Source organism: Rhodococcus sp. 2G (genome assembly GCF_001886355.1).
Lineage (GTDB): Bacteria > Actinomycetota > Actinomycetes > Mycobacteriales > Mycobacteriaceae > Rhodococcus > Rhodococcus pyridinivorans.
Genome location: NZ_CP018063.1, coordinates 926,379 through 949,536, shown reverse-complemented (window position 1 = coordinate 949,536; position 23,158 = coordinate 926,379). Strand labels below are relative to the sequence as shown.

Sequence of the window (23,158 nt, the reverse complement as noted above, 5' to 3'; positions counted from 1 at the left end):
GATTCCCAACGGAGGAAGGCGTGGCGGTCAACTCAGGCCAACTCGAGCGCGGAGGCGACCGCGACCGGGTCGACCGGGATGGGCTCGACCACGGGCACGTCGCGCAGGGCCGTATCGGGGTCCTTGAGACCGTTGCCGGTCACGGTGCACACGACCTTCAGGCCGCGCTCGAGCCAGCCTTCCTTGCTCGCGGCGAGCAGACCTGCGATGGAGGCGGCCGAGGCCGGCTCGACGAAGATCGACTCGGACTTCGCGAGCAGCCGGTACGCCTCGAGGATCTCCTCGTCGGTCGCCGCACGGAATGCGCCGTTCGAATCCTCCTTGGCGGCCACCGCGCCGTTCCACGATGCGGGAGCGCCGATGCGGATGGCGGTCGCGATGGTCTCGGGATCCTTCACCGGATGGCCGAGAACGAGCGGCGCGGCACCAGCGGCCTGGACGCCGAGCATGCGCGGGCGGCGCGTGCTGAGGCCGTCGGCGGCGTACTCGCTGTAGCCCTTCCAGTAGGCGGTGATGTTGCCGGCATTGCCGACGGGCAGCACATGCACGTCGGGGGCGTCGCCGAGCGCGTCGACGATCTCGAAGGCGGCAGTCTTCTGGCCCTCGATACGCACCGGGTTCACGGAGTTGACCAGACCGATGGTGGAGAACTCCGCGGTGGTCTTGCGTGCCAGTTCCAGACAGTCGTCGAAGTTACCCTCGACCTGCACTATCTTCGCGCCGTGCATGACGGCCTGGGCGAGCTTGCCCATCGCGATCTTGCCCTGCGGGACGAGAACCGCGCAGCCGATGCCGGCGCGCGCGGCGTAGGCGGCGGCCGAGGCCGAGGTGTTGCCGGTGGACGCGCACAGCACCGCCTGCTTGCCGGTCGCGAGGGCCTCGGTGACCGCCATGGTCATACCGCGGTCCTTGAACGAGCCGGTGGGGTTGAGACCCTCGACCTTGACATGCACCTCGCAGCCGGTGATCTCCGACAGGCGCGGAGCCGGGAGCAGCGGCGTGCCACCCTCGCGCAGCGTGACCGTCTTCCAGTCGTCACCGATCGGCAGGCGCGAACGGTACGCCTCGATCAGGCCCGGCCACGGCGTGTGTACGGGGGTGGTGTTCTTCTCGGCCGCGCTCATTCGGCGGATCCCTCCAGTCTCAGGACGCTGGTCACAGCGATCACGGATTCGAGTTTGTCGAGCGCTGCGACGGTATCCGCCAGCGCACGGTCGGTGGCTTGATGGGTGAGTACCACCAGACGGGCAGCGTCGCCCGCGCCTTCCTGGCGGACCGCTGCGATGCTCACGCCCCGCGTGGCGAACTCGGCGGCGACCGCGGAGAGCACGCCGGCGCGGTCGGCGACCTTCAGATTGACGTAGTAGCGGGTGAGGATGTCACTCATGGGCGCGATTTCCAGCTGCGCGTACTTCGATTCACGCGGACCACGACCGCCCTGCACCCGATTGCGGGCGGCCATCACGAGATCGCCCATCACGGCGGAGGCGGTGGGGGCGCCACCGGCACCCTGGCCGTAGAACATGAGCCGACCCGAGGACTCCGCTTCGACGACGACGGCGTTGAACGCACCGTTGACCGAGGCCAGCGGGTGCTCGCGGGGCACGAGGGCCGGGTAGACCCGGGCGGACACGCGGTCCTTGCCGTCGACGGACGGGACGCGCTCGCACAGCGCGAGCAGCTTGATCGTGCAGTTGAGCGCGCGCGCCGAGGTGAGGTCGGCGGCGGTGATCGAGGAGATGCCCTCGCGGTAGACGTCGGCGGCCGTCACGCGGGTGTGGAAGGCGATCGACGCGAGGATCGCCGCCTTCGAGGCGGCGTCGAAGCCTTCGACGTCGGCGGTGGGATCGGCCTCGGCGTATCCGAGGCGGCCCGCCTCGGCGAGCGTCTCGCCGTAGTCGGCGCCCGTCTCGTCCATGGCCGAGAGGATGTAGTTCGTGGTGCCGTTGACGATGCCGACGACCCGGTTGACCTTGTCGCCCGCGAGCGACTGGGTAAGCGGGCGGATCACCGGGATCGCGCCGGCCACGGACGCCTCGAAGTACAGGTCGACGTTGCGGGCCTCGGCCACCTCGGCCAGTTCGCCGGTGTAGGCGGCGAGCAGTGCCTTGTTGGCGGTGACGACGGACTTGCCGGCGTCGAGCGCCGTGCGCACGAGCTTGCGGGGCAGTTCGATGCCACCGATGAGCTCGACGACGATGTCGACGTCGTCGCGGCGGATCAGCGCCTCGGCGTTCGTCGTGACCAGTTCCGCGGGAAGACCCCGGTCGCGGGCGGCGTCGCGCACGGCGACGCCCCTCAGCTCGAGGGGGGCACCGATGCGCGCCTCGAGATCCGCGGCGTCCTCGCGGATGATCCGCGCGACCTCGGCACCGACGGTGCCATGTCCGAGAACCGCCACACCCACCGGACGCCGGCCCGAAGCATCGGTCGCCGTTACACTGGTCACTCCGAAACCTCCAAGTTGAGCAGATCTTCGAGGGTCTCGCGGCGCAGCAGAACGCGCGAGACGCCGTCCTTGACCGCCACGACGGCGGGGCGAGGAAGCAGGTTGTACCTGCTCGACATCGAGTAGCAGTATGCACCCGTCGCCGCGACCGCCAGTAAATCACCGGCTGCGACGTCTGCGGGCATCCAAGCGTCGCGGATGACGATGTCGCCGCTCTCGCAGTGCTTGCCGACGACGCGCGAGACCACCGGCTCGGCGTCGCTCACGCGGGAGACGAGGCGCGACTCGTACTCCGCCTGGTACAGCGATGTGCGGATGTTGTCGCTCATGCCGCCGTCGACGCTGATGTAGCGGCGGACGTGCCCGGAACCGACCTCGACGTCCTTGAGGGTTCCCACCTCGTAGAGCGTCACTGTGCCCGGTCCGGCGATGGCGCGGCCCGGTTCGACCGCGAGGGTCGGGGCCGGCAGCCCGGCGAGCGCGGACTCGGTGCGGACGATGTCGCCCAACTTCGCCGCGAGGTCGGCGACCGGCGGCGGGTCGTCGCTCGGCACGTACGAGATGCCCAGACCACCGCCGAGATCGACGATGTTCATCTGCGAGGTCTTGTCGACACCGAACTCGGCGACGATGTCGCGCAGCAGGCCGATGACGCGGTGGGCGGCCAGTTCGAAGCCGTCGACATCGAAGATCTGCGAGCCGATGTGGCTGTGCAGGCCGACGAGGCGGAGATTGTCGGCCGCGAAGACGCGGCGCACGGCCTGCATGGCGTTGCCACCGGCGAGCGAGAGCCCGAACTTCTGGTCCTCGTGCGCGGTGGAGATGAACTCGTGGGTGTGGGCCTCGACGCCCACGGTCACGCGGATGAGCACGTCCTGGACGACACCGGCCTCACCGGCGACCGCGTCGAGCCGGTCGATTTCGGCGAGCGAGTCGAGCACGATGTGCCCGACCCCGGCGGTCACGGCGGCCTGCAGTTCGCGGACGGACTTGTTGTTGCCGTGCATCGCGATCTTCCCGGCGGGGAATCCGGCGTGCAGGGCCACGGCGAGCTCACCGCCGGACGCGACGTCGAGCGAGAGCCCTTCCTGATGAACCCACCGTGCGATCTCGCTGCACAGGAACGCCTTCGACGCGTAGTGCACCTTCGCCGACGGGCCGAAGGCCTCGGCGATCTCCCGGCAGCGGGAGCGGAAGTCGTCTTCGTCGACGACGAACAGCGGGGTGCCGTACTTCTCGGCGAGCTCGGTCACCGGGATACCGGCGATGCGCATGACGCCGTCCTCGCCGCGCGCGGCATTGCGGGGCCACACGTGCGGGGCCAGCGCGTTGAGCGCCGCGGTGTCGGCCGGGCGCTCGGGCAGGTTGGGGGCGTGCGGGATCTGGGCGTGACGCGGTCCCGCGGGGTGCGCGTTCACATCCGCTCCGGGGCGGTGACGCCGAGCAGGCCGAGGCCGTTGGCGAGGACCTGGCGTGCGGCCGCGCACAACGCGAGTCGCGCGGTGTGCAGCGGTCCGGCCTCCTCGTCGCCCTGCGGCAGGATCCGGCAGGCGTCGTAGAAGCGGTGGTAGGTGCCCGCGAGTTCCTCGAGATAGCGGGCGACGCGGTGCGGTTCGCGCAGTTCGGCCGCCTTTGCCAGCACCCGGGGGTACTCGCCGAGGGTGCGGATGAGGTCGCCCTCGCGCTCGTGGGTGAGTAGCGAGAAGTCGGCGCCCTCGGCGGTCAGGCCGAGATCGGCGGCGTTGCGCGCGATCGACGACAGTCGTGCGTGGGCGTACTGGACGTAGTAGACCGGGTTCTCGTTCGTGGTGCTCGCCCACAGCTCGAGGTCGATGTCGATGCTCTGGTCCACCGAGGAACGCACGAGCGAGTAGCGGGCGGCGTCGACGCCGATCGCCTCGACGAGGTCGTCGAGGGTGATCACGGTGCCGGCCCGCTTGCTCATCCTCACGGCCTCGCCGCCACGGACGAGGTTGACCATCTGGCCGATCATCACCTCGACGGTGTCGGGGTCGTCGCCGAACGCCGCCGCGGCGGCCTTCAGACGCGCGATGTAGCCGTGGTGGTCGGCACCGAGCATGTAGATGCACAGGTCGAAGCCGCGCGAGCGCTTGTCCTGGAAGTAGGCGATGTCGCCGGCGATGTAGGCGGCGTTGCCGTCGGACTTGATGACGACACGGTCCTTGTCGTCGCCGTAATCGGTGCTCTTGAGCCACCACGCGCCGTCGTCGAAGTACAGATTGCCCGACGCCTTCAGGGTCTCGACGGCCTTCTCGACGGCTCCGCTCTCGAAGAGGGAGTTCTCGTGGAAGTACACGTCGAAGTCGACGCCGAACTCGTGGAGGGTGCGCTTGATGTGCGCGAACATCAGGTCCACGCCGATCGAGCGGAACGTCTCGTGCCGCTCGTCCTCGGGGAGCTCGAGGGCGTCGGGGCGCTGCTCGAGCACGGAGGAGGCGATGTCGACGATGTACGCGCCGGCGTAGCCGTCCTCGGGGGCGGGCTGTCCGAGTGCGGAGGCGATGAGCGACCGGGTGAAGCGGTCGATCTGCGCGCCGTGGTCGTTGAAGTAGTACTCGCGGGTGACCTCGCCACCCTGGGCGGTGAGGATGCGTCCGAGCGCGTCGCCGACCGCGGCCCAGCGGGTGCCACCGAGGTGGATCGGGCCGGTGGGGTTGGCGGAGACGAACTCGAGGTTGATCCTCGTGTTCGCGAGGTCGCTGCCGGTGCCGTAGGCGGCGCCCTCGGCGAGCACCTTCGCCACGATCGCTCCCTGGGCGTCGGCGGCGAGCCGGATGTTGAGGAAGCCGGGGCCCGCGACCTCGGCGGAGTCGATGCCGTCGGCGGCGGTCAAGGCTTCGGCGAGCCAGGTGGCGAGTTCGCGGGGATTGACGCCGACCTTCTTCGCAACCTGCATCGCGACGTTGGTCGCGTAGTCGCCGTGCTCCGGATTGCGCGGGCGCTCGACGGTGAGGGTCTCGGGAAGAACGGACGCGTCGAGACCACGGTCGGTGAGGACACCGGCGGCGGTTCCGCGGAGCAGCTGAGCAAGGTCGGAGGGAGTCACAGGTGTCCATCCTATTGGCTGGTCGATCGCGGCGCCGACGCTCCCCCTACCGGCAGCTCCGGGCACCGCGCGAGAGCACGCCCGTAGAGTTGTGGGTGTTTGTGCGCCCGATGGGCGCGCGTCCGCCTGTCCACCCGTCGAAAGAGCACACAGCGATGCCCAGCGGTTCGGTTAGTGGCGGCTCCGGTAACAAGAAGACCGGAGCCAAGTCGTCGAAGGCCATTCAGGCCGCCAAGGAGAAGAGCGGCGGCGCTCGCGGGGTCCCCGCGCAGCGTCAGATCCCGTGGTTGACGATCGGCGGCGTGGCCCTGGTCGTCGTGCTGGTCGCCGTGATCGCTGTGAGCCTGATCCCGAAGTACCAGAACCAGCAGGAGATGTCGGCGTGGACGCCGTCGGAGTCCAACCAGGACCCGTCGGACGACATCGAGGGCGTGCTGAAGATGGAGTACCCGGCCGGTGTGCACGTCGCGCCGGGCCAGCGCGTCGCGTACGACCAGTCGCCGCCGTTCGGTGGCCCCCACGACTCCGTCTGGGCGACCTGCACCGGAACGGTCTACGAGCAGCCGGTCCGGACCGAGAACATGGTCCACTCCCTCGAGCACGGCGCCGTGTGGGTGGCATACAACCCCGATCTGCTCGACGACGCCGCGGTCGACACGCTCCGCGCGAAGGTCGACGGCCGCACCTACATGATGATGTCACCGTATCCGGGACTCGAGGCTCCCGTCTCACTGCAGTCGTGGGGTCACCGGCTCGAGGTCGACAGCGTCGACGACGAGCGCATCGACCAGTTCATCAGCGCGCTGCGCCTGAACCAGTACACCTACCCCGAGGTGGGTGCGAGCTGCTCGACGATCCCCGGTTCGTTCGATCCGGCGAACCCGCCGGCCTTCGACGCCTCCGAGCCCGGCCCCGACGCGGTGCCTATGAACGCGGAGACCGCGGGCGACATGCAGCAGGCACCGGCCGGGAGCTGACGATGAGCGAGACCTCCTCGGACATCTCCACCCCCGAGCGTGGTGGGCACAACCGGCTGCTGCTGGTGCTGCTCACCGTCGCTGCGGTCACCGTCGGTTTCCTCGCGGGGTTCCTGTCCCGGATCCCCTTCGAGGACTCCGCGCAGGCGGCGCCGGAGGCCGGCTCGGTGGACGTCGGATTCGCGCAGGACATGATCGTGCACCACGACCAGGGCGTCGAGATGGCCGCCGTGGTGGTCTCCAACTCGGAGGACGATCGGATCCGCAACATCGCGTACGACATCCTCACCACCCAGCAGAACCAGATCGGTCAGATGCAGGGCTGGTTGTCACTGTGGGGACAGCCGGCGCTGCCGACGGGCGAGTACATGGAGTGGATGACCGAGACGGAGACGGGTCACGGACACGGTGATCACGGTGCGACCGCCGAGTCCGAGGATTCGGACGGCTCGCACCTGATGCCGGGGATGGCGACCTCCGAGGATCTCGCGAATCTCCGGGCCGCTCGCGGTCCCGAACTGGACGTGCTCTTCCTTCAGCTGATGCTGCGCCACCACGAGGGTGGTCTGCCGATGATGGAGTACGGCGAGCAGTACGCGAGCACCTCGGCAGTGCGCAATCTGGCGGGCACGATGGTCGCGACGCAGCAGGGTGAGTCGGACCTGATGAGGTCGCTACTCGCCGAGCGCGGCGCCGAACCGCTGCCCCTCAACTGAGTCTTCGCGCGGGCGAACCGCAACTTCGGGCCGAAAACCGGCTCTGACCTGGCGATGTGGAGTTGAGCGTTCGATGCGCTAGGCTAACTCCCGCACCTCCGGTCATCCGGTGGTCCGGATGCCCTCGTAGCTCAGGGGATAGAGCGCTTGCCTCCGGAGCAAGAAGTCGCAGGTTCGAATCCTGCCGAGGGCACCACGAAGGCTCCGCTTCTCATGAAGCGGGGCCTTCAAGTGTTCCAGGGCCTTCGGTGTCCCAGAGGCCGGTCAGTTTCCGGTGGTGAAGGGTGTGGGATCGAAGTAGTCGCGGCAGGCCGCGATCTTACCGTCGACGATCTCGAAGACGCCTGTGACGGGCAGCTCGATCGTCCGGCCGTTCATCGTGAACACATCGGTGCGTTCGTTGAGCACGACGTTGCCGGAGACCGCCTGGTGGTGGATGCGGTAGTCGATGGCCCCGAAGGACGTCACGAAGCCCACGATGTACTTCTCGATCGCCGCGCGGCCGCGGATCGGTTCCATCGGGATGTTGTGGAAGACCGCATCCTCGGCGAAGAAGGCCGCGAGCTCGGCAGGATCGGGATCGGCCCAGCGACGGCAGAACTCGGTGACCAGCTCGTCGGGGCTCATCGGGTCTGCACGCGCGCGAAGCGGGCGGGTTCCGTACCGGGCACGCGACGGACCCGTCCCCGCTCGATGAGCTGCCGGACGTGCGCCGAGCCCTCTGCGAGCGCCATCCTCTTGCCGTGCAAGGGAGTCCCGTCCCACGGCCGGTACCAGCGCATGCGGGCGGTGGCCTCCCACAGCGTGAGTTCCTCGTCGCCGAACGCGTCGTAGAGATCGTCGAGGCGCTGGTCGTGATGGGCGATCAATTCGCCGACGCGGTGCGGCAGGTCGTCGATCTGCTGCCGGTGCGCGGGCAGTGCGCGTCGCACGGGCAGGCCGGCGACCGCGCGCAGCGAGTCGAGGTACTCCCCCAGCGCGTCGCGTTGCGGCAGAGGGAAATCGAACTCGCCGACGTGCGGGGTCGTGGTCGCGAGGACGTGGTCGCCGCTGAACAGCACGCCGTGTTCCTCGAGGAGGAAACACGCGTGGCCGGCGGTGTGGCCGGGGGTCAGCACGGTGCGCAGGGACCGCCCGGTCAGCGGGATCGTCTCGTCGGCACCGAGTTTGCGGTCGGGCAGCGCGTCGGGACGGCCGACCGCCGGTACGAGGGTGGCGAGCGACTCCTCGATCGCGTCCTCGGGTGCCCCTGCGCGGCGCAGCAGTTCGGCTTCCTGGGGACGGCGGTCGTCGTCGGAGAGCATGACCTCGAGGTGGGCGAAGTCGGCCTCGTTCATCGCGACCCAGCACCCGGAGGCCTCCCGGATGCGTCCGGTGAGCCCGACGTGGTCGGGGTGGAAGTGGGTGACCACCACGCCCTCGACGTCGGTGACCGACAGGCCCGCCGTGGCCAGGCCGTCCTGCAGCGCCGCCCACGACCGGTCGTCGTTCCAGCCGACGTCGACGAGGACGACGCCGCGCGGGGATTCCATCACGTAGACCTGGGTGTCGCCGACGGGCAGGTCCGCCACCGGGACGGGAACGACGTGGATGCCGTCCCCGATATCACGCGCTTCGGCCATGGTGATGCCTCTCGATCATGGTGACTTTCGTTCGAAAGCTACAATAATGAATTCAACTATTACCCTGCGCGGGCTCGATGATCGCCACGATCGATCGGATCTCCCCCGCCGGGATGTCGAAGTGCTCGGTCACCGCGACCGACGTCTCGGCGCCCGGACCTGCTGCGATGTCCAGGACGAACCGCGCGACGACACTGTGGTGCCATTCGCGGAACTGCAGGTCGCGGACGCGGCGGATGGGCCGGTATTCCGGGCCGTTCTCGAGGCGGTCGCGGATCTCGATGCCGCTGTCGCCGGTGCGTTCCCCGTTCTCGACCCGCCAGGCGTCCTCGGCGAGCCGGACGTGGGACGCGTCGTGGCTGACCAGGGATCGGATGTATGCGCGTGCCATCGCGGCGCGGGGGCTGTCGGTCGGCCCGGTGGCGTGCGCGGCCAGCGCGGACATCACCTCCGGTGCCCAGTCTGCGCGGCAGATCACGAGGTCGGGCAGATACGGGTGCGGCCGGTTGTATTCGAGTTCGCTGCCGTCGATCCGCGCGCAGTGCAGACCCGCAGCGCGCGCGACCGCGACCGGCGCCGCCGAATCCCACTCCCACTGACCTCCGGCGTGGATGTAGGCGTCGGCCTCCCCGCGGACCACCGCCATGGCCTTGGCACCGGCCGACCCCATCCGGATCAGATCGGCACCGAGATCGCGGGCCAGATCGAAGACGAAGGCGGGCGGCCTGCTCCCGCTGATGACGATGCGGGGGCGACGGCGGGCCGGCCGCGGCGCCGGGACCGGATCTGCGGTGCTGTGGACGACGCCGATCGCCGGTTGCGCGACCGCGGCGGCGGTGAGCCCTCGTCCTGCCTCCCAGAGCGCGATGTGAACCGCCCAGTCGACATGGTCGGGCATCCCGTACTCCTTCGACCCGTCGAGCGGGTCGATGATCCAGACGCGGTCGGCGCCGACCCGGGCCGGATCGTCCGCGGATTCCTCCGAGAGCACCGCGTCGCCGGGCCGCGCGGTCGCCAGCCGTTCGAGGATGTAGGTGTTGGCGGCGTGGTCGCCGCGCCGGCCCAGCTCGCGCCCGGTAAGGGCATCCGATTCGATGGCGCGGACCGTGAGCAGCAGTTCACCTGCGCCGGAAGCCGTCTCGGCCGCGAGCCGAGCGTCGTCGCTGTTGTCGTGCGTCATGGCCTCAACAATTCCACGACGAGGCCCGCCTGCACGGCAGGCGTGCCGTCGTGGGGGCGCACGACCAGCTCGGGATCGGACGGTGGTTCGTAGGGATCATCGACGCCGGTAAAACCGGTGATCTCACCGGCACGTGCCCGCGCGTACATGCCCTTCGGGTCGCGGGCCTCGCAGTCGGCGAGCGGCGTATCGACGAAGACCTCGACGAACCGGATCCCGGACTCCTCGTGCTGCCGGCGGATGCGGTCGCGGTCCTGACGGTAGGGACTGATGAGCGCGCAGATCGCGACGAGTCCGGCGTCGGCCATCAGCTGTGCGACCGCACCGACGCGGCGGACGTTCTCCGCGCGGTCCTCCGGACCGAAGCCGAGGTCGGCGTTGAGGCCGTGCCGGAGGTTGTCGCCGTCGAGGCGGTAGGCGGGGATGCCCTCGGCGAGCAGTCGTCGTTCGAGTTCGACGGCGAGGGTGGACTTGCCGGAGGCGGACAGCCCGGTGAGCCATACCGTCGCCCCGGCCGTCCCCCGTTCGGGCCGTGAGACCGCCGCCGAGTGCCAGACCACCGCCGTGTCGGCGAGTGTCGGGCCGGTGATCGTTCCGGCCGCGACGGTGTTGCCGGTACGTTCGTCGACGAGCACGAAGCTTCCGGTGGTGCGGTTGCGCCGGTAGGGGTCGAACAGCAGCGGCTGTTGCGTCCACAATTGCACGCGGCCGATCTCGTTGAGACCGAGCGTCGTCGCGGCCTCGTCGCGGTGCAGGCTGTTGACGTCGAGGCGGTAGTCCAGCCGCGCGACCCGCGCGGTGGTCGAGCGCGTGGTGTGCAGCAGGGCGTAGCGGGCGTCCGGATCGAGGGCGGAGCGTTCGTCGAACCAGCACACCATGGCGTCGATCTCGTGGCCGACGAGCGGACGATTGTTGGGGCGGCACAGCATGTCGCCGCGTCCGACGTCGAGGTCGTCCTCGAGTTCGACGCACACCGCCGCACCGGCGAAGGCGTGCTCGAGTTCCGTCCCGCCCGGCCCCCACAACGTTCGCACCCGCGTTCCGAAACCGGAAGGGAGAACGACCACCTCATCGCCGGGCGCGAATCCGCCGGCGGCGACCGTCCCGGCGTAGCCGCGGAAGTCGCGGTGCTCACCCTCGCCCGGCCGGATGACGTACTGCACGGGCAGTCGGGCATCGATGAGGTTGGTGTCCGACGCGATGTGGACCTGTTCGAGATGGTGCAGCAGCGAAGCCCCCTCGTACCACGGCATGTTCGCGGTGCGGGAGACGACGTTGTCGCCGTGCAGGGCGGAGACGGGAACGAAGGCGAGGTCGGGCATGTCGAGCTTCGCCGCGAGATTCCGGAACTCGTCGCAGATCTCGTCGAACCGGCTCTGCGACCAGTCCACCAGGTCCATCTTGTTGATGCACAGCACCACGTGCCGCACCCCGAGCAGCGACGCGAGAAAGGCGTGCCGGCGGGTCTGCTCGACGATGCCGTTGCGGGCGTCGACGAGGACGAGTGCCAGGTCTGCGGTGGACGCCCCGGTGACCATGTTGCGCGTGTACTGCTCGTGACCGGGAGTGTCGGCGATGACGAATGTTCTGTGCGCCGTGGCGAAATAGCGATAGGCGACGTCGATCGTGATGCCCTGTTCGCGTTCGGCGCGCAGGCCGTCGGTGAGCAGCGCGAGATCGGCGCGGTCGGCGCCGCGGTCGAGGCTCGTGCGGGTCACCGCCTCGAGTTGGTCCTCGAAGACGGCCTTCGAGTCGAACAGCAATCGGCCGATGAGCGTGGACTTGCCGTCGTCGACGCTGCCGGCGGTGGCGATGCGCAGCAGGGGGGACATCAGAAATAGCCTTCCCTCTTGCGGTCTTCCATTCCGGCGTCGGAGATCCGGTCGTCCGCCCGCGTGGCGCCGCGTTCGGTGACCCTGCTGGCGGAGACCTCGGTGACCACCTCGTCCGCGGTGGTGGCGGCGGATTCGACGCAGCCGGTGCACGTCGCGTCACCGACGGTGCGGAACCGGACGAGGCTCTCGCGCGGAGTCTCCCCGGGGAGGAGGGTAAGAAAACGGTTGTGCGCGAGCAGCATTCCGTCGCGCTCGATCACCGGTCGCCGGTGGGCGTAGTACAGGGACGGCAGGTCGACGCCCTCGTCGCGGATGTAGCGCCAGATGTCGAGTTCGGTCCAGTTGGACAGCGGGAAGACCCGCATGTGTTCGCCGCGGCGGTGCCGGCCGTTGTACAGCTGCCACAGTTCGGGTCGCTGCGCCTTCGGGTCCCACTGCCCGAACTCGTCGCGCAGGCTGAAGACGCGTTCCTTCGCGCGGGCCTTCTCCTCGTCGCGACGAGCACCCCCGAAGACGGCGTCGAATCCCCCTTCCCGCAACGCGCGCAGGAGGGTTCCGGTCTGCAGCCGGTTGCGGGTCGCGTGCGGTCCGTCGTCCTCGACGGCACGCCCGGCATCGATGTCGTCCTGCACCGAGGCGACGATCGACCGGATCCCCAGGCGCTCGACGGTGCGGTCGCGGAAGTCGATCACCTCGTCGAAGTTGTGCCCGGTGTCGATGTGCAGGACGGGGAACGGCAGCGGCGCCGGCCAGAACGCCTTGGCCGCGAGGTGGAGCATCACCGCGGAGTCCTTACCACCCGAGAACAGCAGGACGGGACGGGAGAAGGTCGCGGCGACCTCGCGGAAGATGTGCACGGACTCGGCTTCGAGCGCACCGAGCAGCGAAAGTTCGTAGGTCGGTGGTCGTTGCGGTGGCACCGTGGTCACTCGCGCCCCTCTCACCCGGCTCGGTACACATGTGTACCGATGCGGTCGAAGATTACTCCGCAACAGTAGAACGAGTTTCAATTCCAGGTCAACGGGTGGTCTCCGCAGCCCTCCGTCAGCGCGGTGGCCGGTGTCCGCCGAGATCCGCGGTGATCGCATCCGCGACCGCCACGAGTGCCGCGCCGTACCGTTCGATCCCGGCGGCGTCCACCTCCCGCTCGAGGTGCAGCGTGAGCACGAGCGACTGGTGGCCGTCGGGATCGTAGGCCGGGGCGGCCACGAGGTTGACCGCCCGCTTCTCCCCCGCGGCGAAGGCGTCGGGCAGCAGCACGCGCTCGCCGGGGCCGGCCACGAGTTCCGCCAGCATCTCCCTCATCTCGGGCGCGAGGTCGTGCGAGACCACTCCCGCCATGAGCGCGTACAGGCGACGGCCGCCGGGAGTGAGGGACTCCGTCAGATAACCTGTCCGGCGACATTCGGTGACGATCCGCCACAGCTCGTCGCGGTCGACGGTCACGGGCAGGGTCGGCTCTCGCCGTAGCCACTGTTCGATGCGCTCGTCGGTGTCCCACAGCACGTACATCAGCCCCACCGGGGGCGCGAAGGGGTACACCTCCCCCACGCGTGCCGCCGCGGCCGTGCCGTGGCCACCGATGACGTCGAGCACCGCGATCCGGTCGCCGACGACCGCCGACGCAGAGCACATCACGGCGAACTCCTCGGAGAGGGCGGCGAGATGCCGGTGGGCGACCGGCCCGGACGCGAAGCCGCGCTGGGCTGCGCGTCCCGCGACGATCAGTGCCGGCCCGAGACCGTAGGTCTTGTCGACGGGGTCGCGGATCAGATAACCCGCGTCGGCGAGCACGGTGAGGATGCCCAAGCAGGTGGGCTTGCTCAGATCGAGTTCGCGCGCCAGTTCCGACAGTCCGAACCGGACGCCGGGTCGCGCGACGAGGTGGTCGAGGACCTGCACGACGCGTTCCGTGGGCGGCGACCGGCGGGCGGCTCCCGCCCCGGCGGTCGGCTTCCCGAGTGTCTCGGTCTCGCGACGAGCCATTGACCCTCCCTGGAACACGTTCTACTCTCGGCGCAACGGAAGACTACCGCAGCGGTACATATTTGGACCACAGGAGATCGTAGTGCTCACCGATCCGCTCACCGCGGCGATAGCCGAGGCCGAGAAGCTCGTCGCCACAGCCCCGCACATCCGCACCGAACAGGACCTCGTCGAGGGATACGGATATCTGGCGGGCGGGATCTCGGCGTGCGTCCACGCCACCTTCGCGTACAGCCGATCCCATCCGGTCTTCGTCACCGGCACCGGCCCCTACGCGAAGATGGGCCTCGACAATCCCGACACCCTGTACTGGGGCGCATCGATACGCGACGACGCCGAGTACGTCGTCGCCGGGCGCCGCGGCACGACCTGCGATCTCAGTTTCCAGGTGCTGGCCGGCAACTACACCGACGCCGAGGTGCCCGGCAACGTCACGGCCTTCGACGACCGCGCGTTGACCATCGCCGACGACGGCACCTTCCAGGTGCGGTTCGGACCCGGCCCACGAGACCCGGAACGTAACTACTTCCCGCTCGCGCCCGGCTCGTCGCAGCTCGTGGTCCGCGAGGTCTACAGCGACTGGACGCAGCGCCGCGGCATGCTGAGCATCCACCGGCTCGACAGTCTCGGCACCCCGGCACCCGAACCCACCCACCAGGACGCGGTCACCCGTTACGAACGCGCCGGTCGCGCACTGGTCTCGCGGGTGAAGACCTGGCTGCAGTTCCCCGAGTGGTTCTACCTGAAGCTGCCGGTGAACACGGTCACCGAGCCGCGCCGCACCCCAGGTGGTCTCGACACGCAGTACTCATCCGTCGGGCACTACGAACTCGGCGACGACGAGGCGATGGTCCTGACCCTCCCGGCGAGCGACGCGCCCTATCTGGGCTTCCAGATCGGCAGCCTCTGGTACATCTCCCTGGACTACATCCACCACCAGACCTCCCTGAACAACAGTCAGGCGCAGGTCGATCCCGACGGGATGGTCCGGATCGTGGTCTCGGCCCGCGATCCGGGGCTGACCAATTGGGTCGAGACCCTCGGCCGCAGCCGCGGGATCCTGCAGTTCCGCTGGCAGCGCCTCGATCGCGAACTCACCGCAGCCGACGGCCCGACCGCCGAGGTGGTGCCGTTCGACCGGCTCTCCGAGGTCCTGCCCTTCCACGATTCGAACCGCATCACTCCCGAGGCCTGGGCGCAGCGCATCGCGGACCGTCAGCGGGGCGTCGCCGATCGGATGCTCGCATGAGCGCGGCAGCGGGACTGCTCCGCGACCGCGTCGTCGTGATCTCCGGTGTCGGCCCGGGACTGGGGCGCACCCTCGCGCTGCGGTGCGCCGAACACGGCGCCGACGTGGTGCTCGCCGCCCGGACCCGGGAGCGGCTCGAGAAGGTTGCAGCGGAAGTCGAGAGCACGGGCCGCCGGGCCCTGGTCGCGCCCACCGACATCACCGACGACGAGTCCGCCGCCGCCCTTGTCGAGTCTGCGGTCTCGGAGTTCGGTGGTGTCGACGTGCTCGTCAACAACGCGTTCTCCGTTCCGTCGATGAAACTGTTGGCGCGCACCGACTTCCAGCAGATCCGGGACAGCGTGGAGCTCACCGTCCTCGGCGCGCTGCGGCTCACGCAGTTGTTCACCCCCGCCCTCGCCGAGTCGGCCGGCGCGGTGGTCAACATCAATTCGATGGTGCTGCGGCACTCCCAGGAACGTTACGGCAGTTACAAACTCGCGAAGTCGGCGTTGCTGGCGATGTCGCAGTCCCTGGCGACGGAACTCGGACCGCAGGGAATCCGGGTGAACTCCGTTGCACCGGGGTACATCTGGGGGCCGCTCCTGCAGGGGTACTTCGAACACCAGGCGGGAAAGTACGGCACCACCGTCGAACAGATCTACGAGCACACCGCCGCCGCCTCCGATCTGAAGCGTCTCCCGACCACCGAGGAAATCGCGGATGCGGTGATCTTCCTGGCCTCGTCGATGGCGTCGGCGATCACCGGCCAGTGCCTCGACGTCAACTGCGGCGAATACCACCACTGAACGGGAAAGCACATGAGCGAACGCACCACCGTCGGCAGCGTCGAGGATCTGCACGCTTCCGCGACCCGCCTGACGGGCCTGACCGATCTCGGCGACGACGACTACCGTGACGGGCTCGAGGTCCTGCTCGAGTCGTATGCGCGGGACGAGAAGCTCACCCCGCTCGGCAGCAAGATGTCACGGGTCTTCCTGCGCGGCGCCCTCGTGGCGCGGTTGCTGTCGGAATCTGCCTGGGCTGCCCATCCCGAGCACGCGGACGTCCCGGTCACCCGGCCGATCTTCGTCACCGGCCTGCCCCGTACCGGCACGACGGCACTGCACCGCCTACTCGCCGCGGATCCCGCCCATCAGGGGCTCGAGATGTGGCTGACCGAGATGCCGCAACCGCGACCTCCTCGCGAGACCTGGGCGGAGAATCCCGTCTTCGCCGGGATCGAGGCCGGATTCGCACAGCACCACGTCGAGCATCCCGAATTCATGGGTGTGCACTACATGTCGGCCGCCGAGGTCGAGGAATGCTGGCAGTTGCTGCGCCAGTCGTTCCGCTCGATCTCCTACGAGTGCCTGGCCCACCTGCCCACCTATTCGCAGTGGCTCGCGGAGCAGGACTGGACCGCGGCCTATGCCCGGCACCGGAGGAATCTGCAGCTCATCGGACTGCCGGACGCCGACAAGCGGTGGGTGCTCAAGAATCCCAGTCATCTGTTCGCACTGGACGAACTGCTCACGGTGTATCCGGACGCGCTCGTCGTCGTCACCCATCGAGATCCGCGCACCGTGATCCCGTCGGTGTGCAGCCTCGCGGCGCAGGCCACAGAGGGATGGTCCGACGCGTTCGTCGGTGAGACGATCGGGCGCAGCCAGCTCGACCTCTGGGCACGGGGTTTCGATCATTTCACCGAGGTGCGCCGCCGGCACGATCCCGCCCGTTTCGTCGACGTGGACTACCGGGATTTCGTCGCCGATCCACTCGGCACCGTCGGCGGCCTGTACGACCGGTTCGGTCTGCCGTTCACCGCGGAGGCCGAACGCGCGATGGCCGACCTGCACGAAGAAAGCCGCAGCGGGGCAAGGAAACCCGCGCACCGGTACACGCTCGAGGAGTTCGGGCTGAGTGTGGGCGAGGTCGACGAACGTTTCCGCGACTACGCGTACCGCTGAACCCGGCAGGAAAGGCACCGGAAACCGGTGTGCCCTGGCTACCTGCGCGTTCGTCCGTGGGATGATGGAGGCATGCCCGCACCACTCCCCCTCGACCCCATCGCCGAAGCCCACCGCCAGTGGACCGCCCACGGCTGGGGCGAAGTCGCGGACGGCATGGCCGCGGTCACCTCGGTGATGCGGGCACAGCAGATCATGATGGCGCGGGTCGAGGAGGTGCTCAAGCCCTTCGGCCTGACCTTCGCCCGCTACGAACTGCTCACGCTGCTGCATTTCACCAGGTCGGGAGCATTGCCGATGGCGAAGGCCAGCGCGCGCCTGCAGGTGCACCCCACCAGCGTCACCAATGCCGTCGACCGGCTCGAGAAGGCCGGACTGGTCCGGCGTACCCCGCATCCGAGCGATCGACGGGCCACACTCATCGAACTCACCGACGAGGGACGGGCATTGGCGATCCAGGCGACGGAGAAGCTCAACACGGAGGTCTTCGCCCGGCCCGGCATTCCGGAGGAGCAAATCGACACACTGCTGCGCATCATCGCGACGATGCGGCACGACGCCGGCGACTTCGACACCGGCGGTGCGCCTTCCAAGTGGTGAGGCGCGAGAGATTGCCGAGAAACGAGGAGGGCCGCCCCGTTCGGGGCGGCCCTTCGTCGTGTACGGGTGGTGCGGATCAGGCGTGCTTGAACTCCGGCGCGCGCTTCTCGACGAAGGCCGCCATGCCTTCCTTCTGGTCGGCGGTGGCGAACGTCGAATGGAACACGCGGCGCTCGAACTTCACGCCCTCGGCCAGCGTCGTCTCGAAGGACCGGTTGACGGCCTCCTTCGCCATGATCGCAACCGGCAGCGACATCGACGCGATGGTCGTCGCCGTCTCGAGCGCCACGTCGAACAGTTCGGCGGCGGGAACGATGCGCGAGACGAGTCCGGCGCGCTCGGCCTCCTCGGCGTCCATGTTGCGGCCGGTCAGGCACATGTCCATGGCCTTGGCCTTACCCACGGCGCGGGTGAGACGCTGCGATCCGCCGATGCCCGGGATGACGCCGAGCTTGATCTCGGGCTGACCGAACTTGGCGGTGTCGGACGCGATGATGAAGTCGCACAGCATCGCCAGCTCGCAACCGCCACCGAGCGCGTAGCCCGACACCGCAGCGACGATCGGCTTGCGGACGGACGAGAGCCGATCCCACTGCGAGAACAGGTCTTCCGCGTAGACCTCGGCGAAGGTCTTCGGAGCCATCTCCTTGATGTCGGCGCCGGCGGCGAACGCCTTCTCCGAGCCGGTGAGCAGGATCGCACCGATCTCGTCGTCCGCGTCGAGTTCCTCGACGGCGGCGACGACTTCACGCATCAACTGGCTGTTGAGGGCGTTGAGCGCCTTCGGCCGGTTGAGGGTGACGATGCCGACGCGGCCTTTGCGGTCGAGCAGGATGGTCTCGAAATCGGTCACTGGCTGTCCTTCACGGTCGAGCGGTCTCGGATGTCGGTGATGATGGCGGAGAAGTCGAGTCCTCCACCACCCTCGGTGTTGAAACGATGGTAGAGCTCGGCTGCACGCAGTCCGAGTTCGGCCTCGACACCGTTGGCGCGCACCGCGTTCGCGGCCAGTCCGAGATCCTTGTCCATGAGCGCGGCCGCGAAGCCCGGCGTGTAGTCGTTGTTCGCGGGGGTGGTCGGGACGGGGCCCGGCACCGGGCAGTTGCTCGTCAGCGCCCAGCACTGACCGGACGCGTTGGACGCGACGTCGAACAGTGCCTGGTTGTCGAGGCCCAGCTTCTCACCGAGGACGAACGCCTCGCTGATGGCGATCATCGAGATGCCCAGGATCATGTTGTTGCAGATCTTCGCGGCCTGGCCGTTGCCCGACCCGCCGCAGTGGACGATCTTACGTCCCATGGCCTCGAGCAGCGGCTTCGCGGTGGCGAAGTCGTCCTCGCCGCCGCCGACCATGAACGCGAGGGTGCCTGCGGCGGCACCGGCGACACCGCCGGAGACCGGGGCGTCGACGGCACGGTGACCGGCCTTGCGTGCCTTCTCCGCCGCCGCGCGGGCATCGGCGACGTCGATGGTCGAGCTGTCGACGAACAACGTGTTCGCCTCGGCCGCAGGCAGGATCTCGTCGTACAGGTCGAGGACGAGCTTGCCCTTGGGCAGCATGGTGATCACGACCTGGGCGCCGCGCACCGCGTCGGTCGCGGTCTCGGCGACGGTGATGCCGTTCTTCGTGGCCTCTTCCTGCGCAGCGGGAACCGGGTCGTAACCGTTGACTGTGTACCCGGCGCGGACGAGGTTCGCGGCCATCGGCCCACCCATGTGTCCGAGGCCGAGGAAGGCGACGGTGGGAAGTTCACTCATCGGTCGTTCTCCTTGGAAGCGGCGAGCCCGAGTTCGAGATCGCCGAGCGGCTGGAAGTAGGCGTCGACGTCGGCCTCGGTGACATCGGCGAGGGTCGCCGGCGACCACTGCGGGTTGCGGTCCTTGTCGACGACCTGTGCGCGGATGCCCTCGACGAGGTCGTGCGACTTCAGCGAGGCGGTCGAGACCCGGAACTCCTCGTTCAGCACCTCTTCGAGGCTGCCGAGCTGCCGGGCGTGACGCAGCGAGCGGAGGGTCACCTTCAGCGCGACAGGCGATTTCGCGAGCACCTGGCCGGCGGTCTCCCGTGCCTCCGGAACATCGGAAGCCCGAAGGCGTTCGACGATCTCCTCGACGGTGTCGGCGGAGTACGCCGGTTCGATCCATTCGCGCTGCCCGAGCAGCGCCGATTCCGGTGCCGGCTGCGAGTATTCGGCGAGCGCGTCCTCGAGCGGGCCGGATTCGAGTGCGGCGACGAACTTGTCGAGCGAATCGGACGGCAGGTAGTGGTCGGCGAAGCCCAGGGTGACGGCGTCGCCGGCCTTCATCCGTCCGGTGGTCAGCGCGATGTGCGTGCCGATCTCGCCGGGGGTGCGCGAGAGCAGGTAGGTGCCGCCGACGTCGGGAACGAATCCGATTCCGGTCTCGGGCATCGCGATGCTCGAGCGTTCGGTGACGATCCGGACGTTGCCGTGCGCCGAGATCCCGACGCCGCCGCCCATGACGATGCCGTCCATGATCGCGATGTACGGCTTCGGGTAACGACCGATGGCGGCGTTGAGGATGTACTCGTCGCGCCAGAAGTCCTGCGATCCCGTGCCGCCGTCCTTGGCGTCGTGGTAGATCGAGACGATGTCGCCGCCGGCGCACAGGCCGCGCTCACCGGCACCGCGCACCAGCACGGCACGCACCGAATCGTCGTTCTCCCACGCGCTCAGGGCCTTCGACATCTCGAGGACCATGGCGTGGTTGAGGGCGTTGATGGCCTTGGGCCGGTTGAGCGTGATACGGCCGATGCCGTCCTTCACGTCGATGAGGATCTCGGGTTCCTGCCCGGTCATGCCGCTCCGTTCTGCGCTGCGGCCACCACGCTCCGCGCGACGACCACCCGCATGATCTCGTTGGTTCCTTCCAGGATCTGATGCACGCGCAGGTCGCGGACGATCTTCTCGATCCCGTACTCGGCAAGGTAACCGTATCCGCCGTGCAACTGCAGCGCCTCGTTCGCGACCTCGAAACCGGTGTCGGTGGCGAAGCGCTTGGCCATCGCGCACAGCTCCACGACGTCGTCGGCGCCACGGTCGAGCGCGTCGGCGGCACGCCACAGCATCGTGCGTGCGGCCTCGAGTTCGATCCGCATGTCGGCGAGGCGGAACTGCAGCGCCTGCGAGTCGAGCAGCCGCTCGCCGAATGCCTTGCGCTCGGCGAGGTAGGCGACCGCCCGGTCGAGGGCGGTCTGGCCGCCGCCCACCGAGCACGCGGCGATGTTGATGCGGCCGCCGTTGAGGCCGTGCATGGCGATCCGGAAGCCGCCGCCCTCGGTGCCGAGGAGGTTCTCGGCGGGCACGCGGGCGCCGTCGAGGATGACCTGGCGGGTGGGCTGCGCGTTCCAGCCCATCTTCTTCTCGTTGGCGCCGAAGGACAGCCCGGTGGTGTCCTTCGGGACGATGAACGCCGAAATACCGCGGGCGCCGGTATCGCCGGTGCGGGCCATGACCACGTAGACGTCGGACGTGCCGGCCCCGGAGATGAACTGCTTGACTCCGGTGAGCACGTACTCGTCGCCGTCACGAACGGCCTTGGTGCTCAGGGCCGCCGCATCGGATCCGGCGCCCGGCTCGGTGAGGCAGTAGCTCGCGAGGTTCTCCATCGTGCAGAGCTTCGGGATCCACTGCTTGCGCTGGTCGTCGTTGCCGAACTTGTCGATCATCCACGTGACCATGTTGTGGATGGAGATGTAGGCGGCGATGGACGGGCAACCCTTCGCGAGCTCCTCGAAGATGCGGACGGAGTCGAGGCGTCGCAGCCCCGATCCGCCCACGTCCTCGCGGACGTAGATCCCGCCCATGCCCAGTTCGGCGGCCTTGCGCAGCACGTCCACGGGGAAGTGCTTGCTCTGGTCCCATTCGACCGCGTTCGGGGCCAGATATTCGGTGGCGAAGTCCCGGGCGGTGTCGCGGATCGCCCGGTCGTCGTCGGTGAGAACGAACATCGATGGACCGCCTAGTTCATCGTCGGGATGACGAAGTGGTCGGTGTCGGCCACGTGCGCACCCTCGATGTCGCCTTCCTTGACACCGGACGGCCAGCGCTGCGTGACCGTCTTGGTCTTGGTGTAGAAGCGGAAGGCGTCGGGGCCGTGCTGGTTGAGGTCGCCGAAGCCGGAGGCCTTCCAGCCGCCGAAGGTGTAGTACGCGATCGGGACGGGGATGGGGACGTTGATGCCGACCATGCCGACCTCGACGCGGGCGGCGAAGTCGCGGGCGGTGTCGCCGTCGCGGGTGAAGATCGCGACGCCGTTGCCGTACTCGTGCTCGGTGGGCAGGCGCAGGGCGTCCTCGTAGTCGCGCGCACGCACCACGGTGAGCACGGGGCCGAAGATCTCCTCCTTGTAGATGGACATCTCGGGGGTGACCTTGTCGAACAGGGTGGCGCCCGAGAAGAAGCCGTTCTCGTGGCCCTCGAGGACGAAGTCGCGGCCGTCGACGACCAGCTCGGCGCCTTCTTCGACGCCCTGGGCGATGTAGCCGTGCACGCGGTCGCGGGCGGCGGCGGTCACGAGCGGACCGAAGTCGGCCTTCTCGTCGAAGCTGGTGCCGATACGCAGTTCGGCGATGCGCTCGGTGAGCTTGGCGACGAGACGATCCGCGGTCTCCTCGCCCACGGGGACGGCGACGGACAGCGCCATGCAGCGCTCACCGGCCGAGCCGTAGGCGGCGCCGACGAGTGCGTCCGCGACCTGGTCGAGGTCGGCGTCGGGCATGACGATCGCGTGGTTCTTCGCACCACCGAAGCACTGTGCGCGCTTGCCGTTCTTCGCGGCCGTCTCGTAGATGTACTGCGCGATGGGGGTCGAGCCGACGAAGCCGATCGCCTTGATGCGCGGGTCGTCGAGCAGGTAGTCGACGGCGCTCTTGTCGCCGTTGACGACGTTGAACACACCGGCGGGCAGGCCGGCCTCGAGGAACAGCTCGGCCAGACGGAGCGGCACCGAGGGGTCGCGCTCGGAAGGCTTGAGCACGAACGCGTTTCCGGCGGCGAGCGCCGGGCCGGCCTTCCACAGCGGGATCATGGCCGGGAAGTTGAACGGGGTGATCCCGGCGACGACGCCGAGGGGCTGACGCATCGAGTACACGTCGATTCCGCCGCCTGCGGAGTCGGTGTACTCACCCTTGAGGAGGTGCGGGGCGCCGATCGCGACCTCGATCACCTCGAGGCCGCGCTGGATGTCGCCCTTCGCGTCGGGGACGGTCTTGCCGTGCTCGCTCGACAGCAGGTGGGCGAGCTCGTCCATGTTCTCCTGCACGAGGTACACGAACTTCATGAGGACGCGCACGCGCTTCTGCGGATTCCAGGACGCCCACACCTTCTGCGCCTCGGCGGCGTTGGCGATGACGGCGTCGACCTCGGAGTCGGCCGCGAGCGGCACGCGGGCCTGGACCTCTCCGGTGTTGGGGGCGAAGACGTCGGCGAAGCGGCCGGAGGTGCCGGCGACGTGCTGCCCGCCGACGAAGTGGGTCAATTCTCGAACGCTCATGTCCGATCCCGTCC

21 protein-coding genes and 1 tRNA gene are annotated in these 23,158 nt (G+C 68.7%); 7 read left to right on the top strand and 15 right to left on the bottom strand.

Annotation, left to right across the window (positions count from 1 at the left end):
* Positions 1-32: 32 nt before the first annotated feature.
* From thrC to argS, 4 genes are read right to left on the bottom strand one after another with little or no spacing between them, the layout of a single operon-like run.
* The gene (gene thrC / locus BO226_RS04425) at positions 33-1,124 is read right to left on the bottom strand and encodes a threonine synthase (RefSeq protein ID WP_071934694.1); all 1,092 of its coding nucleotides are present in this window, start codon (positions 1,122-1,124) and stop codon (positions 33-35) included.
* Positions 1,121-2,407, bottom strand: coding sequence for a homoserine dehydrogenase (locus BO226_RS04420; RefSeq protein WP_006552579.1), 1,287 nt, complete (start codon positions 2,405-2,407; stop codon positions 1,121-1,123). Before BO226_RS04420 ends, thrC begins: the two co-directional genes overlap by 4 nt.
* Positions 2,408-2,445: 38 nt before the next feature.
* Positions 2,446-3,867 carry a diaminopimelate decarboxylase gene (gene lysA / locus BO226_RS04415; RefSeq protein ID WP_024103697.1) on the bottom strand — a complete coding sequence of 474 codons (1,422 nt, stop codon included), beginning with the start codon at positions 3,865-3,867 and terminating at the stop codon, positions 2,446-2,448.
* Entirely contained in the window at positions 3,864-5,516 is a 1,653-nt protein-coding gene (gene argS, locus BO226_RS04410; RefSeq protein ID WP_006552577.1) for an arginine--tRNA ligase, read from the bottom strand. Before argS ends, lysA begins: the two co-directional genes overlap by 4 nt.
* A 155-nt stretch (positions 5,517-5,671) precedes the next feature.
* On the opposite strand from argS, the gene BO226_RS04405 reads away from it, so the two are divergent.
* From BO226_RS04405 to BO226_RS04395, 3 genes are all read left to right on the top strand, one after another.
* Entirely contained in the window at positions 5,672-6,493 is an 822-nt protein-coding gene (locus BO226_RS04405) for a DUF3105 domain-containing protein (RefSeq protein WP_071934693.1), read from the top strand.
* 2 nt (positions 6,494-6,495) lie between these two features.
* Positions 6,496-7,209 (top strand): DUF305 domain-containing protein, encoded by a 714-nt coding sequence (locus BO226_RS04400; protein ID WP_006552575.1) that lies wholly within the window; start codon positions 6,496-6,498, stop codon positions 7,207-7,209.
* Positions 7,210-7,329: 120 nt separating this feature from the next.
* Positions 7,330-7,405: transfer RNA gene (locus BO226_RS04395), tRNA-Arg, on the top strand.
* A 68-nt stretch (positions 7,406-7,473) separates the two neighbouring features.
* On the opposite strand, the gene BO226_RS04390 is transcribed toward BO226_RS04395, so the two are convergent.
* From BO226_RS04390 to BO226_RS04365, 6 genes are all read right to left on the bottom strand, one after another.
* The gene (locus BO226_RS04390; RefSeq protein WP_006552574.1) at positions 7,474-7,836 is read right to left on the bottom strand and encodes a nuclear transport factor 2 family protein; all 363 of its coding nucleotides are present in this window, start codon (positions 7,834-7,836) and stop codon (positions 7,474-7,476) included.
* Positions 7,833-8,831 (bottom strand): MBL fold metallo-hydrolase, encoded by a 999-nt coding sequence (locus BO226_RS04385; RefSeq protein ID WP_071934692.1) that lies wholly within the window; start codon positions 8,829-8,831, stop codon positions 7,833-7,835. The genes BO226_RS04390 and BO226_RS04385 overlap by 4 nt, the downstream gene beginning before the upstream one ends.
* A 52-nt stretch (positions 8,832-8,883) precedes the next feature.
* Entirely contained in the window at positions 8,884-10,011 is a 1,128-nt protein-coding gene (locus tag BO226_RS04380) for a 3'(2'),5'-bisphosphate nucleotidase CysQ (protein WP_006552572.1), read from the bottom strand.
* On the bottom strand, positions 10,008-11,843 hold the full coding sequence (gene cysC / locus BO226_RS04375) for an adenylyl-sulfate kinase (RefSeq protein ID WP_071934691.1): 1,836 nt from the start codon (positions 11,841-11,843) through the stop codon (positions 10,008-10,010). Before cysC ends, BO226_RS04380 begins: the two co-directional genes overlap by 4 nt.
* Positions 11,843-12,775, bottom strand: a complete 933-nt coding sequence (gene cysD, locus BO226_RS04370) for a sulfate adenylyltransferase subunit CysD (protein WP_039587744.1) — start codon at positions 12,773-12,775, stop codon at positions 11,843-11,845. The genes cysC and cysD overlap by 1 nt, the downstream gene beginning before the upstream one ends.
* A gap of 115 nt (positions 12,776-12,890) precedes the next feature.
* On the bottom strand, positions 12,891-13,832 hold the full coding sequence (locus BO226_RS04365; protein WP_071934690.1) for an IclR family transcriptional regulator: 942 nt from the start codon (positions 13,830-13,832) through the stop codon (positions 12,891-12,893).
* Between the two features lie 82 nt (positions 13,833-13,914).
* On the opposite strand from BO226_RS04365, the gene BO226_RS04360 reads away from it, so the two are divergent.
* The 4 genes from BO226_RS04360 (at position 13,915) to BO226_RS04345 (ending at position 17,630) form a co-directional block, all read left to right on the top strand.
* Positions 13,915-15,081 (top strand): hypothetical protein, encoded by a 1,167-nt coding sequence (locus BO226_RS04360; RefSeq protein WP_064061224.1) that lies wholly within the window; start codon positions 13,915-13,917, stop codon positions 15,079-15,081.
* On the top strand, positions 15,078-15,869 hold the full coding sequence (locus tag BO226_RS04355; protein WP_071934689.1) for an SDR family oxidoreductase: 792 nt from the start codon (positions 15,078-15,080) through the stop codon (positions 15,867-15,869). The genes BO226_RS04360 and BO226_RS04355 overlap by 4 nt, the downstream gene beginning before the upstream one ends.
* Before the next feature lie 12 nt (positions 15,870-15,881).
* Complete coding sequence (locus BO226_RS04350) at positions 15,882-17,030, top strand: sulfotransferase family protein (RefSeq protein WP_019288956.1); 1,149 nt, start codon at positions 15,882-15,884, stop codon at positions 17,028-17,030.
* A 72-nt stretch (positions 17,031-17,102) separates the two neighbouring features.
* Positions 17,103-17,630, top strand: coding sequence for a MarR family winged helix-turn-helix transcriptional regulator (locus BO226_RS04345; protein WP_071934688.1), 528 nt, complete (start codon positions 17,103-17,105; stop codon positions 17,628-17,630).
* 76 nt (positions 17,631-17,706) lie between these two features.
* Here BO226_RS04345 and BO226_RS04340 read toward each other — a convergent pair whose 3' ends face one another.
* From BO226_RS04340 to BO226_RS04320, 5 genes are read right to left on the bottom strand one after another with little or no spacing between them, the layout of a single operon-like run.
* Complete coding sequence (locus BO226_RS04340) at positions 17,707-18,483, bottom strand: enoyl-CoA hydratase (RefSeq protein WP_006552563.1); 777 nt, start codon at positions 18,481-18,483, stop codon at positions 17,707-17,709.
* Positions 18,480-19,388, bottom strand: a complete 909-nt coding sequence (gene mmsB, locus BO226_RS04335) for a 3-hydroxyisobutyrate dehydrogenase (protein ID WP_071934687.1) — start codon at positions 19,386-19,388, stop codon at positions 18,480-18,482. Before mmsB ends, BO226_RS04340 begins: the two co-directional genes overlap by 4 nt.
* Entirely contained in the window at positions 19,385-20,449 is a 1,065-nt protein-coding gene (locus BO226_RS04330; RefSeq protein ID WP_071934686.1) for an enoyl-CoA hydratase/isomerase family protein, read from the bottom strand. The genes mmsB and BO226_RS04330 overlap by 4 nt, the downstream gene beginning before the upstream one ends.
* Complete coding sequence (locus BO226_RS04325; protein ID WP_019288954.1) at positions 20,446-21,600, bottom strand: acyl-CoA dehydrogenase family protein; 1,155 nt, start codon at positions 21,598-21,600, stop codon at positions 20,446-20,448. The genes BO226_RS04330 and BO226_RS04325 overlap by 4 nt, the downstream gene beginning before the upstream one ends.
* Positions 21,601-21,611: 11 nt before the next feature.
* On the bottom strand, positions 21,612-23,144 hold the full coding sequence (locus BO226_RS04320; protein ID WP_071934685.1) for a CoA-acylating methylmalonate-semialdehyde dehydrogenase: 1,533 nt from the start codon (positions 23,142-23,144) through the stop codon (positions 21,612-21,614).
* Positions 23,145-23,158: the final 14 nt, after the last annotated feature.